General features: G+C 62.2%; 5 protein-coding genes, 3 rRNA genes and 1 pseudogene. 8 read left to right on the plus strand and 1 reads right to left on the minus strand.

The genetic code is table 11. The features are described from left to right. The 8 genes from BI344_RS07085 to BI344_RS07120 all read left to right on the plus strand — a co-directional run. Positions 1-2,059: ribosomal RNA gene (locus tag BI344_RS07085) — 23S ribosomal RNA — on the plus strand; the annotation flags it as partial. Between the two features lie 130 nt (positions 2,060-2,189). Beyond that, positions 2,190-2,304, plus strand: a 5S ribosomal RNA gene (rrf, locus tag BI344_RS07090). A gap of 84 nt (positions 2,305-2,388) precedes the next feature. Continuing rightward, a 5S ribosomal RNA gene (rrf, locus tag BI344_RS07095) occupies positions 2,389-2,503 on the plus strand. A 412-nt stretch (positions 2,504-2,915) separates the two neighbouring features. Continuing rightward, positions 2,916-6,509 (plus strand): trifunctional transcriptional regulator/proline dehydrogenase/L-glutamate gamma-semialdehyde dehydrogenase, encoded by a 3,594-nt coding sequence (gene putA / locus BI344_RS07100; protein WP_071112283.1) that lies wholly within the window; start codon positions 2,916-2,918, stop codon positions 6,507-6,509. Positions 6,510-6,624: 115 nt separating this feature from the next. Further along, a complete protein-coding gene (locus BI344_RS07105) occupies positions 6,625-7,848 on the plus strand; it encodes a branched-chain amino acid ABC transporter substrate-binding protein (protein WP_071112284.1) in 1,224 nt (407 codons plus the stop codon). A gap of 138 nt (positions 7,849-7,986) precedes the next feature. Further along, positions 7,987-8,340 carry a DUF1289 domain-containing protein gene (locus BI344_RS07110; protein WP_241499270.1) on the plus strand — a complete coding sequence of 118 codons (354 nt, stop codon included), beginning with the start codon at positions 7,987-7,989 and terminating at the stop codon, positions 8,338-8,340. 156 nt (positions 8,341-8,496) lie between these two features. Beyond that, complete coding sequence (locus tag BI344_RS07115; protein WP_071112286.1) at positions 8,497-9,279, plus strand: enoyl-CoA hydratase/isomerase family protein; 783 nt, start codon at positions 8,497-8,499, stop codon at positions 9,277-9,279. 268 nt (positions 9,280-9,547) lie between these two features. Continuing rightward, positions 9,548-11,026, plus strand: coding sequence for a cobyric acid synthase (locus BI344_RS07120; RefSeq protein WP_071112287.1), 1,479 nt, complete (start codon positions 9,548-9,550; stop codon positions 11,024-11,026). A gap of 6 nt (positions 11,027-11,032) precedes the next feature. Here BI344_RS07120 and BI344_RS07130 read toward each other — a convergent pair. Then, a pseudogene (locus tag BI344_RS07130) lies at positions 11,033-13,173 on the minus strand (GGDEF/EAL domain-containing response regulator). Between the last annotated feature and the right edge of the window lie 124 nt (positions 13,174-13,297).

Raw genomic sequence — 13,297 nt, forward strand, 5'->3', positions numbered from 1 at the left:
TCATGTATCACTTCCGGGGGTAAAGCACTGTTATGGCTAGGGGGTCATTGCGATTTACCAAACCATGGCAAACTCTGAATACCGGAAAGTGCCAGCATGGGAGACAGACAGTGGGTGCTAACGTCCATTGTCAAGAGGGAAACAACCCAGACCGCCAGCTAAGGTCCCAAATGATCAGTTAAGTGGTAAACGAAGTGGGAAGGCATAGACAGCCAGGATGTTGGCTTAGAAGCAGCCATCATTTAAAGAAAGCGTAATAGCTCACTGGTCGAGTCGTCCTGCGCGGAAGATGTAACGGGGCTCAAACTGATAACCGAAGCTGCGGATGGGCACAGTCAAATGTGTCCGTGGTAGGGGAGCGTTCTGTAGGTCTGTGAAGGTGTGTCGAGAGGCATGCTGGAGATATCAGAAGTGCGAATGCTGACATGAGTAGCGATAAAGCGGGTGAAAAGCCCGCTCGCCGAAAAGCCCAAGGTTTCCTACGCAACGTTCATCGGCGTAGGGTGAGTCGGCCCCTAAGGCGAGGCTGAAAAGCGTAGTCGATGGGAAACGGGTTAAAATTCCCGTACTTTTGTGTAGTGCGATGTGGGACGGAGAAGGTTAGGTCAGCAGACTGTTGGAATAGTCTGTTCAAGCCGGTAGGTGTGAAGAGTAGGCAATCCGCTCTTCTTTAAACACCGAGACGTGATAACGAGGGTCTACGGACCTGAAGTGACTGATACCACGCTTCCAGGAAAAGCCACTAAGCTTCAGCTACACAAGAACCGTACCGCAAACCGACACAGGTGGGCAGGATGAGAATTCTAAGGCGCTTGAGAGAACTCAGGAGAAGGAACTCGGCAAATTGATACCGTAACTTCGGGAGAAGGTATGCCTGTTGTGGTGTAAGACTTCGCGTCTGAAGCTATGACAGGTCGCAGAGAATCGGTGGCTGCGACTGTTTAACAAAAACACAGCACTGTGCCAACACGAAAGTGGACGTATACGGTGTGACGCCTGCCCGGTGCCGGAAGGTTAAGTGATGGGGTGCAAGCTCTTGATCGAAGCCCCGGTAAACGGCGGCCGTAACTATAACGGTCCTAAGGTAGCGAAATTCCTTGTCGGGTAAGTTCCGACCCGCACGAATGGCGTAACGATGGCCACACTGTCTCCTCCTGAGACTCAGCGAAGTTGAAGTGTTTGTGAAGATGCAATCTACCCGCTGCTAGACGGAAAGACCCCGTGAACCTTTACTGTAGCTTTGCATTGGACTTTGAAGTGGTTTGTGTAGGATAGGTGGGAGGCTATGAAGCCTGGACGCTAGTTCAGGTGGAGCCAACCTTGAAATACCACCCTGACCCCTTTGAGGTTCTAACCTTGGTCCGTGATCCGGATTGGGGACAGTGCATGGTAGGCAGTTTGACTGGGGCGGTCTCCTCCCAAAGTGTAACGGAGGAGTTCGAAGGTTACCTAGGTACGGTCGGAAATCGTGCTGATAGTGCAATGGCAAAAGGTAGCTTAACTGCGAGACCGACAAGTCGAGCAGGTGCGAAAGCAGGACATAGTGATCCGGTGGTTCTGTATGGAAGGGCCATCGCTCAACGGATAAAAGGTACTCCGGGGATAACAGGCTGATACCGCCCAAGAGTTCACATCGACGGCGGTGTTTGGCACCTCGATGTCGGCTCATCACATCCTGGGGCTGTAGCCGGTCCCAAGGGTATGGCTGTTCGCCATTTAAAGTGGTACGTGAGCTGGGTTCAAAACGTCGTGAGACAGTTTGGTCCCTATCTGCAGTGGGCGTTGGAAGTTTGACGGGGGCTGCTCCTAGTACGAGAGGACCGGAGTGGACGAACCTCTGGTGTACCGGTTGTCACGCCAGTGGCATCGCCGGGTAGCTAAGTTCGGAAGAGATAACCGCTGAAAGCATCTAAGCGGGAAACTCGCCTGAAGATGAGACTTCCCTGGAGGCTAGACCTCCCTGAAGAGTCGTTCGAGACCAGGACGTTGATAGGTCGGGTGTGGAAGCGCTGTGAGGCGTGAAGCTAACCGATACTAATTGCTCGTGAGGCTTGATCCTATCATTTGAGTGGCTTGGGAAACTGAGTGACGAAGATGGAGTGTGAGTGCGACACAATTGAGTACCCGAAAAAATATTCAGAACGCGTTGAGAGACGAGTTCAGGCTTCTTGAGTTTGTACCAGTTTATGTCTGGTGGCCATAGCGAGGTGGTCCCACGCCTTCCCATCCCGAACAGGACCGTGAAACGCCTTAGCGCCGATGATAGTGTGGCATTCGCCATGTGAAAGTAGGACACCGCCAGACGCCCAATTTCTAACGCCAAGCCGATGACTTGGTGTTGCGCTTCGTAAAAAGCCGAAAGCATTACGCAGTAGCGTTACCGTTTTGTCTGGTGACAATAGCGAGATGGTACCACGCCTTCCCATTCCGAACAGGACCGTGAAACGTCTTAGCGCCGATGATAGTGTGGCATTCGCCATGTGAAAGTAGGACATCGCCAGATTCCCCATTCAAGCCCCAGGCAATCGCCTGGGGCTTTTGGCGTTTTTGTCGTTCCAGTGTCGGTTTGTCGCATTCTGCATGGCGGAAATTTTATGCTCAGACCAAATTGGCTAGGGCGGTTTGTCTTTTTAAGACAGTATTCATTCGCTATCAAATTTTCATACCTTACCTGGCGAAATGGCGAGGCAGGTCTCTGTACTCTGGCTGTACAGGCTTCTGTTGATTTCCATATGCGGCGGGGGTGAATAAGGCATGGTGGGGGTTAGGCTGCAGCCCTTGCGCACGCTGATTTTGATAGCGGTTAAGTGCTAAAGAATATTTTATATTGTCCAACAAGATTGACCGCCCTTGTATACAATAGTCCGCTCACCCGGACGCGAGGCCGGGACTGCAAACAATATTCGGAGAAACCCATGCAATTTGAAGCCTTTGCTCATCATCAGACAGCTTTGCGCGATGCGATCACCGCCGCCTATCGGCGCGACGAGCGCGAGTGCGTGCAAGCCTTGCTGTCGCAGGCGGCGATGAGTCCGGAACAGGTGAAGTCGGTGCAGGAGCTGGCGCGCCGTTTGGTGACCGAGGTGCGTCGCGAACGCACCCGAGCCAGCGGTGTGGATGCTTTGATGCACGAGTTCTCTCTGGACAGCAGCGAAGGAATTGCATTGATGTGCCTGGCCGAAGCCCTGCTGCGCATCCCCGACCGCGCCACCGCGGATAAGCTGATCCGCGACAAGATTTCCCGCGGCGACTGGAAAGCCCACCTGGGCAACAGCTCGTCGCTGTTCGTCAATGCCGCCGCCTGGGGCCTGCTGGTGACCGGCAAACTAGTCGCTTCGCATAGCGCCAACGGCCTGTCTTCGGCTATGACCCGCTTGATCGCCAAGGGCGGCGAACCGCTGATCCGCAAGGGCGTGGACATGGCGATGCGCATGCTGGGCAAGCAGTTCGTCACCGGCGAAACCATAGAGCAGGCCTTGGCCAACGGCCGCGAGCGCGAAGCGCGCGGCTACCGCTTCAGCTACGACATGCTGGGCGAGGCGGCGATGACCGAGGCCGACGCGCAGCGCTACTTGAAAGACTACGTCACAGCCATCCACGCCATCGGCAAGGAGTCCAACGGCCGCGGCATCTACGAAGGCCCTGGCATTTCGGTGAAATTGTCGGCCATCCATCCACGCTACAGCCGCCTCAAGCACGAGCGGATGATGACCGAGCTGCTGCCGCGCCTGAAGGATCTATTCCTGCTGGCCAAGCAATACAATATCGGCCTGAATATCGACGCCGAAGAAGCCGACCGCCTGGAAATTTCGATGGACCTGGTGGAGGCGCTGGCCAATGATCCCGATTTGAAAGACTTCGAAGGCATAGGCATCGTGGTGCAGGCTTACCAGAAGCGCTGTCCGTTTGTAATCGATTTCCTGATCGATCTGGCGCGCCGCACCGGCCACCGCTTCATGGTGCGGCTGGTGAAGGGCGCTTATTGGGACGCCGAGATCAAGCGCGCCCAGGTGGACGGCCTGCCGGGCTACCCGGTATATACCCGCAAGGTGTATACCGACGTGTCCTACCTTGCCTGCGCCAAGAAGCTGCTGGCCGCGCAGGACGCCATTTACCCGCAGTTCGCCACCCACAATGCCTACAGCCTGTCCGCGATCTACAATTTGGCTACCGGCCTGGATTATGAGTTCCAGTGCCTGCACGGCATGGGCGAGACCCTGTACGACCAGGTGGTGGGCAAAGCCAAGCTGGGCAAGGCCTGCCGCATCTACGCGCCGGTGGGTTCGCACGAAACGCTGCTGGCCTACCTAGTGCGCCGCCTGCTGGAAAACGGCGCCAACTCCTCCTTCGTCAACCGCATCGTTGACGAGAGCGTGTCGATTGAGGAACTGGTGACCGACCCGGTGGCCGAGGCGGCCAGCCATGCCGGCATGCCGCACGGCAAGATCGCGCTGCCAGACGAACTGTACGGCGCCGGCCGCCACAACTCCAAGGGCCTGGACCTGTCCAGCGAGCATGTGCTGGCCACGTTGCAACTGGGCCTGCAGGCATCCGAGCAGCAACGCTGGGCAGCCTTCCCGATGCTGGGCGATGGCGACATTGCCGATGGCCAGCTTCAGGAAGTGCGCAACCCGGCCGACCATAGCGACATCGTCGGCAAGGTGATAGAAGCCACTGCCGCCGACGTGGAGCGCGCCCTTGCGCAATCGGCAAGCTATGCCTCTGTCTGGGCCGCGACTCCGGTGGCGGAGCGCGCCGCCTGCCTGAACCGCATGGCTGATCTGATGGAAAGCCATATGCCGGCTCTGATGGGCCTGGCGGTGCGCGAGGCCGGCAAGACGCTGAACAACGCCATCGCCGAAGTGCGCGAGGCGGTAGACTTTTGCCGCTATTACGCCGCGCAGATCATTGCTGAGTTCGACAACGCCAGCCACCAGCCGTTGGGTCCGGTGGTGTGCATCAGTCCATGGAACTTCCCGCTGGCGATCTTCATCGGCGAAGTGGTCGCCTCGCTGGCCGCCGGCAACACCGTGCTGGCCAAGCCGGCCGAGCAGACCAGCCTGATCGCCGCCTACGCCGTGCGCCTGCTGCACCAGGCCGGCGTGCCGCGCGCGGCGCTGCAGTTGTTGCCGGGCCGCGGCGAAGTGGTGGGAGCGGCGTTGACCGGCGATGCGCGGGTACAGGGCGTGATCTTCACCGGCTCCACCGAGGTGGCGCAGATCATCAACCGCACGCTGGCCAAGCGCGGCGAAGACACCGTGCTGGTGGCGGAAACCGGCGGCATGAACGCGATGATCATGGACAGCTCGGCGCTGCCGGAGCAGGTGGTGGCCGATGTGCTCAGTTCGGCGTTTGATTCCGCCGGCCAGCGCTGTTCGGCGCTGCGCGTGCTGTATCTGCAGCACGACATCGCCGACAAGGTGATCGCGATGATCAAGGGCGCGATGGACGAATTGACCGTGGGCAACCCGGCCAAGCTCACCACCGATGTCGGCCCGGTGATAGACGCCGAGGCGCAGGCCGGCCTGCTGGCGCACATCGACAAGATGAAGCAGAGCGCGCGAGCGGTGCACCAGACCCGGCTGTCCGCTGAATGCGAGGGCGGCACTTTCGTGACGCCGACGCTGTTCGAGATCGACAACCTGTCCGAACTGAAGCGCGAAGTGTTCGGCCCGGTGCTGCACGTGTTGCGCTTCGCCGCCGGCGACATCGACAAGGTGGTGGCCGAGATCAACGCCACCGGCTATGGCCTGACCCATGGCATACACAGCCGCATCGACGAAACCATCGCCGATATCTGCGCGCGCATCAAGGTGGGCAATGTTTACGTCAACCGCAACATTGTCGGCGCGGTGGTGGGCGTGCAGCCGTTCGGCGGCGAAGGCAAGTCCGGCACCGGCCCCAAGGCCGGCGGCCCGTTCTACCTGTACCGCCTGAGCCGCGCCGCCTGGCAGCCCAGCCTGGCGGCCGACAAGCAGGATGCCAAGCTGGACGCCCTGGATGCGTTGGCTGCCGCTGCCAAGGCGCAAGGCCTGGCGCTGGATGCGTTTATCGCCACAGTCCGCAAGGACAGTCCGCTGGCGCACGGCGTCAGCCTGCCGGGACCGACCGGCGAGAACAACACGCTGCAGTTCGCCGCGCGCGGCAAGGTGGGCTGCGTGGCGCCGGATGAGGCGGCTTTGGCCGAGCAGCTGGCGGCGGCGTTCGCCGGCGGCAACCGCGCGGTGGTGGCCAGGGGCGGCGCGGGCGACAAGCTGGCGTCGCTGCTTGCCGGCCATGTCGAGCTGGCGGCTGACGTGCTGGCGGCCGACGTCGACGCGGTGCTGTTTGCCGGAGAGGGCGAGCAGGATGCCCGCCGCAGGCTGGCGGACCGCGATGGCGCGCTGGTGCCGCTGATCCTGCGCGACGCGCGAGGCTACAATATTCACCGGCTGGTGGTGGAGCGCGCGGTCAGCGTCAACACCACGGCGGCGGGCGGCAACGCCAGCCTGATGAGCATGAGCGAATAATCAACTTGCCAGGCTCTGGCCGCGTTGAAATAATGCGGCCAGAGTTTTTACTTTAAGAGCAAGACTGGAGCCGGCCGTTGGCTGGTTGTGTTGAAGCAAGAGAGGAACTTAAAAGATGCAAGTATCCAAGCTGTCTACCCTGACTCTGGCGGTTGCCGCCGCTGTTGCCCTGTCCGCCTGCGGCAAGAAGGAAGAAGCCGCTCCGGCAGGCGCCGCTTCGGCTCCGGCCCAGGCGAGCGCTGGCGGCGACGTGATCAAGATCGGCTTCGCCGCGCCGTTGACCGGCCCGCAGTCGCACTACGGCGAGGAATACAAGAACGGCGTGACCCTGGCGATCGAAGACGCCAACGCCGACAAGCCGACCATCGCCGGCAAGCCGGTCACCTTCGAACTGGATGCCCAGGACGACCAGGCTGATCCGAAAACCGCCACCCAGCTGGCGCAGAAGTTCGTCGACGAGAAAGTCGCCGGCATCATCGGCCACTTCAATTCCGGCACCGCGATCCCGGCCTCCAAAATCTACTCCGACGCCGGCATCCCGATGATCGCGATGGCCACCTCGCCGGTATTCACTGCGCAAGGCTTCAAGAACACCTTCCGTTCGATGACCTCCGACACCCAGCAGGGCGGCGTGATGGGCAAGTTCGTGGTGCAGAACCTGAAGGCGAAGAAGATCGTCATCGTCGACGACCGCACCGCCTACGGCCAGGGCCTGGCCGACGAATTCGAGAAGTCGGCCCGCGCCGCCGGCGGCGAGGTGGTGAAGCGCGAATTCACCAATGACAAGGCCACCGACTTCACCGCCATCCTCACCTCGATCAAAGGCGTGAGCCCGGATGCGGTGTTCTACGGCGGCGCCGACGCGCAGTCCGCGCCGATGACCAAGCAGATGAAGCGCCTGGGCATCAAGGCTCCGCTGATCTCCGGCGAAATGACCAAGACCCCGACCTTCCTGCAGCTGGCGGGCAAAGAAGCCGACGGCACCATCGCTTCGCTGGCCGGCCTGCCGCTGGAGCAGATGCCAGGCGGCAAGGACTACGAATCGCGCTACAAGGCCCGCTTCAAGTCCGACGTGGCCACCTACTCGCCGTACGGCTACGACGCCACCCGCACGCTGATCCAGGCAATGAAGGACGCCAACTCGGCCGATCCCAAGGTCTACCTGCCGGTGCTGGCCAAGATCACCCACCATGGCGTGACCTCCGGCAATTGGACCTATGATGACAAGGGCGACCTGAAAGACGGCGGCATCACCGTCTACAAGGTGGAAAACGGCCAGTGGAAAGTGCTGGAAACCGTCGGCGGCGGCGCGGCCAAGGACGCATCCGCAGCCAAGTAATCCGGGTTTTGTCCGGCAAGGAAACGGCGCGAGAGCTCGCGCCGTTTTTGCGTCTGCCGCCGGCGGGCGCAAAGCCGCAGACAGATGGCTCGGGACGCGTTAGCATGCCGGCGTGAGCAATATTAGCCGGGAATGTTTGTGACTCAAGAAGCAAAACAAAGCGCGCTGCCTTCGCCCTGCATAGGCGTGTGCCGGCTGGACGACGGCGGGCAGGTCTGTACCGGCTGCCGCCGCACGCTGGGCGAGATCGCCGGCTGGTCGGCCTTCAGCGCGGATCAAAAGAAGCAGGTGTGGGAACGGCTGCTGGCCTTGCCTATGCCGGTGCAGGCCAAGACCTGTCCGCGCTGCGGCAACGGCTTTACCTGCGGCGCCGGCGGCGAGGCGGGCGGCTGCTGGTGCGCCGAGCTGCCGCGGCAGCTGTCGCCCAGCGAGGCTGCCAGCGATTGTCTGTGCCCGGCGTGCCTGCAGAAGCAATTGCGCGCTGGCGTCTGATGGATGGCTTGCCTGCGGCTGAAGCCTGCTGCGGGCATTTTCCCCGGTTCCAAGCTTGATGCCGCAAGCGGCTGGACATGGCAGCGCGCGGTTTGGCGGGCTGGAGAGCATCGCCGGCGCGGCATCGGCCGCGCTGTCACTGGCAAAGGAGGCGACATGTTCGAGCAGGATGTGGTGCGTTACCAGGTGGAGGACGGCATTGTCCGGATTGTGCTGAACCGGCCGGATTGCCTGAATGCGATGAACCGGCCGCTGCTGCGCCAGTTGCTGGCCGCGCTGGAGTTGGCGGCGGTGGACGAGGCGGCCGGGGCGGTGATCATCACCGGCCATGGCCGGGCGTTTTCAGCCGGGGCGGATATCCGTTTTCTCAATCAGGCTGCGCCGGCCGAAGTGCGGGAGCTGGCGCGGCTGGCGGTGGCGGTGACCAGTCGGATCGAGACGCTGGGCAAGGTGGTGCTGGCCGCGGTCAACGGGGACGCGCTGGGCGGCGGGCTGGAGATCGCCGAGGCCTGCACGCTGCGGCTGGCGGCCGAGGATGCGCGCTTCGGCCACCCGGAGGTGAGCATAGGCGCGGTGGCCGGTTTTGGCGGCACCACCCGGCTGCCGCGGCTGATAGGCAAGGGCCGCGCGGCGGAGTTGCTGTTGACCGGCAGACTGATGGACGCCGAAGAGGCCTGCCGACTGGGCCTGGTCAACCGGGTGGTGGCGCCGCAGGATTTGCCGGCGGAGTCGGAAAAGCTGCTGCGCGGAATATTGGCCCAGTCGCCGACGGCGGTGCGGCTGAGCTGGGAGGCGATCCATCGCGGTCTCAGTCTGACGGAGGACGAGTCGGCGCGGCTGGGCGCCGATTACTTCGGCCTGGCGGCGCAGTCCGAAGACTTCCGCATCGGCACCCGCGCCTTTCTCGACAAGCAGACGCCAAGCTTCAAGGGCCGTTGAGCCCGAGGGGAGATGAAGCCAGGCGTCACGCTATTGACCCCGGGCGACGTCTATTTGGCCTGTTGCGTTTTTACCGCGAGGGGCTGAAGAGTGAAGGCATCGTGGGTACAGAGTTCGAGCATGGCGCAGCGGTGTTTTTCCAGCTGGCCGGCGGATTGCGGCTGACGCTGTATCCGAGGAGCCGAGTGGCGCACGATTGTGGATTGCCGCAGGATGCCGGCGGTGCTATAGAGGGCGCTTCCCGGAAAATACGCGCTAGGAGACCGCCATGACCGCTAAAACCATCATGATCCAAGGCGCCACCTCGGACGCCGGCAAGAGCACGCTGGCCACCGGCCTGTGCCGCTTGCTGGCGCGACGAGGCGTGCGGGTGGCGCCGTTCAAGCCGCAGAACATGGCGCTCAATAGCGCAGTGACGGCGGACGGCGGCGAGATCGGCCGCTCGCAGGCGGTGCAGGCGTTGGCCTGCGGCGTGGAGCCGCATACCGACATGAACCCGGTGCTGCTCAAGCCCAATGGCAGCACCGGCTCGCAAATCGTCATCCAAGGCCGCGCCATCGGCAATATGGAGGCCAAAAGCTATCACGACTTCAAACCCAAAGCGATGCAGGCGGTGTTGGAGTCGCACCGGCGGCTGGCCGAACAGTACCAGTGCGTGGTGGCGGAGGGCGCCGGCAGCCCGGCCGAGATCAATCTGCGCGACGGCGACATCGCCAATATGGGTTTCGCCGAGGCGGTGGACTGCCCGGTGATCCTGGTGGCCGACATCGAGCGCGGCGGCGTGTTCGCCCACCTGGTGGGCACGCTGGAATTGTTGTCCGCCAGTGAGCAAGACCGGGTGGCAGGCCTGGTGATCAACCGCTTCCGCGGCGACGTCAAACTATTGCAGTCGGGCATCGATTGGCTGCAGCAGCGCACCGGCAAACCGGTGCTGGGCGTGCTGCCCTATCTGCACGGTCTGCATATCGAAGCCGAGGACAGCCTGCGCCTGGACCTGCCGTCCCGCGCCAAGGCCGATGGCCGGAGCCTCAGGGTGGCGGTGCCCGCCATGCCGTGCATCAGCAACCATACCGATTTCGATCCGCTGCGGCTGCACCCGCAAGTGGAGCTGCTGCTGGTGAAGGCCGGCGAGCCGGTTCCGCCGGCCGACCTGATCATCCTGCCCGGCAGCAAAAGCGTGATGGCCGATCTGGCCTGGCTGCGCCATTACGGCTGGGAGGAGGCGATCCGCCGCCACCTGCGCTACGGCGGCAAGCTGCTGGGCATCTGCGGCGGCCTGCAGATGCTGGGCGAGAAGCTGCACGATCCGGACGGGCTGGAGGGCGAGGCCGGCAGCTGCGACGGCCTGGGATGGCTGCCGATGGAAACCACGCTGGCGGCGCAGAAGCGCCTCGCCCGCAGGCGCGGCAGGCTGGCATTGGACGGGACCGCCGTCGCCGGCTACGAAATCCACATGGGGGTCACCCGCGGCCCGGCGTTGCAACGTCCGGCGCTGACGTTCGACGATGGCGTTGCGGATGGCGCGCTGTCCGACGACGGCCAGATCATGGCCAGTTATCTGCACGGCCTGTTCGACCATCCCGAAGCCTGCCGCGCCATCCTGCGCTGGGCCGGCCTGGCCGAGCCGGAAGCGCTGGACTACCCGGCGCTGCGCGAGGCGCATATCAACCAGCTGGTGGACATGCTGGAAAAACATCTGGACCTGGAGCCGCTCAAAGACTGTTTGCCGCCGCAAGCGCTGGGCTGAGCTGCGTCAGAAATACTCGATCCCGGCCTGGGGAGGCGAGTCCGGCCTTTGTCGGATGAAGTCCTCAAGCTGCTGCGCCGGCAGCGGCCGGCACAGCAGGTAGCCCTGCACCACGTCGACATGGATGCTGGTGAGGAAAGTCAGCTGCTGCTGGGTTTCCACGCCTTCGGCCACCACCTGCAGGCCCATGCGGTGGGCGAGGTAGGCGATGGTGTCGCACAGCGCGGTGTCCTTCTCGTCGCTGGAGATGTTCTTGATGAAGGACTGGTCTATCTTCAGCGTGTCCAGCGGGAGGCGGGTGAGGTAGGCCAGCGATGAGTGGCCGGTGCCGAAGTCGTCTATCGAGCTGTGTATGCCCATGGCGCGGAATTGCTGCATCATCCGGATCGATTGCTGCGGCGACAGCATGGTGCAGGACTCGGTGATTTCCAGTTCCAGCTTGTGCGCCGGCACGCCGGTCTCCTTCAGCACGCCGGCGACGAAGTCCGGCAGATCCTGATCGGTGAACTGGGCCACGCTCAGGTTCACCGCCATGCGCAGGTCGATGTTTTTTCCTGCCAGATATTCAGCTGGCGGCAGGCTTCCTGCAGCACCCAGCGGCCCAGCGGCAGGATCAGGCCGGACTGTTCCGCGATGGGGATGAAGTTGGCCGGCGAAATCATGCCCTTTTGCGGGTGCTGCCAGCGCACCAGCGCTTCCACGCCCACCACCTGTCCGGTGGAGAGCGCTATCTGCGGCTGGTAGTGCAGCACCAGCTGATCTTTTGCTATGGCGTCGCGCAGCTCCTTTTCCAGTTCCACCCGCTCCCGCATTTGCTGGCCGAGCGCGGCTTCGTATATCTGCAGCCGGCGTATGCCGCGCTGCTTGGCCTGGAATAGGGCCATGTCGGCGTTGCACAGCAGCTCCTGGCCGGTGTCGCCATGCTCCGGACCCAGGCTGACGCCTATGCTGGCGCTGAGATTCAGCACCATTTCATCGATGGTGAAGGGTTCGGCCAGGACGGCCAGCATCCGGGCTGCGGAGTCCTCGGCCGTTTCGCGATCCTGGATGTCGGTGAGCAGCACCACGAATTCGATGCCGCCCTGGCGCGCGACATGGCCGCCGGCGCCCACCAGCCTCTTCAAGCGCTCGGCCACGTCGCACAGCAGCAGGTCGCCGACGCGGTTGCCGTAGACATCGTTGATGAATTTGAAATCGCCCAGATCGACCAGCAGCACGGCGAAGGCCGGCAGCCCGGCTTCCTTGTGGATGGCGGTCAGCGTGTCGAGCTTTTCCAACAAGCCGCTCTGGTTGAGCAGGCCGGTCAGCATGTCGAAATAGGCCAGATGGTTGATCTTTTCCTGCGCGGCGAGACGGGCGGAAATGTCGATGTAGCTGACTCGGAGCAGACGGCCGGTTTCGCTGGGCAGCTTGCTCAGCCTCACTTCGCAGGGAATGGTGGTGCCGTCGGGCCGGGCAATGATGCGTTCGAATATCTGCACTTCGCCCTGTATCGCCCGGGAGCCGTGCAGGCGCACGCTTTCCGGCGTGGGCAGGCCATCCGGCTGTTCCGTCGAGTACAAGGCCACCGGCGTCATGCCTATCAGGGTCTGCAGCGATCGTCCGGTCAGGATTTCCGCCTGGCGGTTGGCGTCGACGAACAGGCTGGTGTCCAGGTCGTACACCATGATGGCTTCCGGCGCCTGTTCGATCAGTGAGCGGAAGCGCTGCTCGCTCAGGCGCAACGACTCGGTTTTTTCGTCCACCAGCTTGCTCAGGCGCTTTTTCAGCCGGGCCAGGTCCAGGTGGGTATTGACGCGCGCCAGCAGCTCGTTGCGTTCGAACGGCTTGATGATGAAGTCGACCGCGCCGGCGGCGAAACCGTCCACCTTGGTCTGGGTATCGGTTATCGAACTGAGGAACAGCACGGGGATATCCCGGGTGCGCGAGTTGACCTTGAGCTGGCGGCATACCTCCAGCCCATCCATGTCCGGCATGCTGAAGTCCAGCAGGATCAGGTCCGGAGGATGCTTGCGCACCGACTCCAGCGCCTCGGTCCCGCTTTGCGCGGAGCTGACCTGATAGCCCTCGGTGGATAACAATGCCAAGAGCATCATCAGGGTTGTCATGGTGTCGTCTACCACCAGAATTTCGCCTGGCACCGGCATCCGTCCCCTCCATTAATTGCGGTTCTTACCGCCTCCTCCAGTCTAGTTTGTTTTTGAGGTCTTAGTAGTTTCGCTAATTGTCTAAACTGCAACATCAATATCCAGTTGTCGGCTCCATTGGAGG

This window comes from Chromobacterium sphagni (assembly GCF_001855555.1).
GTDB lineage: Bacteria > Pseudomonadota > Gammaproteobacteria > Burkholderiales > Chromobacteriaceae > Chromobacterium > Chromobacterium sphagni.